Source organism: Mesorhizobium sp. M7A.F.Ca.MR.362.00.0.0 (assembly GCF_004023175.1).
Lineage (GTDB): Bacteria > Pseudomonadota > Alphaproteobacteria > Rhizobiales > Rhizobiaceae > Mesorhizobium.
The window spans coordinates 1-1048 of the sequence record NZ_RZTF01000792.1 but is presented as its reverse complement, the minus strand read 5'-3'; the positions used below and the strand labels follow the sequence as shown (position 1 = coordinate 1048).

Here is a 1048-nt window from a genome sequence, read left to right as displayed (position 1 = left end):
AAAGTTAAAAAACGGGTCTGGGTATTCTTTGCTGAAGGACAGCGTTCCCTGCCCCATCCCCACTACCGAAAAAGATGCGCACCGCGCCGCTCCTTCGAAATCGACATTACCCATGAGGCGGCGGCGTTCAACCACGATCGTACCGGCGAAAGGGCTGCCTGGCTGCTATCCCCCGGCGTTGTTGCACAAATGACACGATTTGGCCTCACTCAGAAAGCTCTCGTTAACCATCAGGCCCGCCGCAACCCCTTGTTTGCCGCCGAATCCGGCGAAGGGCCGCCGGAATCATGGCAAGCTCCCGAGTCGCTAGCCAGGAAACAACCGCAGAACCGCCGCATCCATGGAAGGCCACGGTTCAGTGCATCTTATTTTTCCATATAATGATGCGGGCTTGTTGATTGTGCCGGCGCTTTTCTTTATCCACCGGCGCAACGGAGAGGTGGCCGAGTGGTCGAAGGCGCTCCCCTGCTAAGGGAGTAGAGGTCAAAAGCTTCTCGTGGGTTCGAATCCCATCCTCTCCGCCATCCTGCTTCGCGCTGCGCGCTTCGCAGGACAAGTCCCGACCTCCGCGCGAAGCAAGATGCCCTCCGAAGCCGTAGCGAAGGAGGGCTCAAGCGCCTGAATTTCTTGCAAAAACAGGGTTGGCAGCTGCCCTTCGGCCAAGCAGGGTACCCTCTCGCATTGGCAAGGAGGGGCTGGCTCATGTGATATGTGTATTCTCGAGAGCGAGGTTGCGGAAGGCGGGCGTTATGTCGGCATGACGTCGGACCTGAAACGACGGCTTGCCGAGCACAATTCGGGAAATCCAGCCATGCGTCCAAATTCCTGCCATGGCGGATCGTCACCCATATGGCCTTCTCGAATCAGGCCAAGGCAGCTTCATTCGAGGTTATCTCAAATCCGGTTCAGGGCACGCTTTCGCCAACAAACGCTTTTGGTGACGGCCGCAGGCCTACCGAAAAATCCCACGGTTTTCCAAAAAGAGATAACGATAACAGCTCGTTACTCCGATGAAGCGGGCGGCGGCTCCCGTAATTTCATTCGATTC

General features: G+C 57.0%; 1 protein-coding gene, 1 tRNA gene and 1 pseudogene. All 3 read left to right on the top strand.

The genetic code is table 11. The features are described from left to right. On the top strand, positions 1-381 hold a 381-nt coding region (locus EOC06_RS40535), incomplete at its 5' end, for a hypothetical protein (RefSeq protein ID WP_164899016.1). Positions 382-433: 52 nt separating this feature from the next. Further along, positions 434-524 (top strand) — tRNA-Ser (locus EOC06_RS37720). Positions 525-709: 185 nt separating this feature from the next. After that, positions 710-941: pseudogene (locus EOC06_RS44650) on the top strand (GIY-YIG nuclease family protein). Positions 942-1048: the final 107 nt, after the last annotated feature.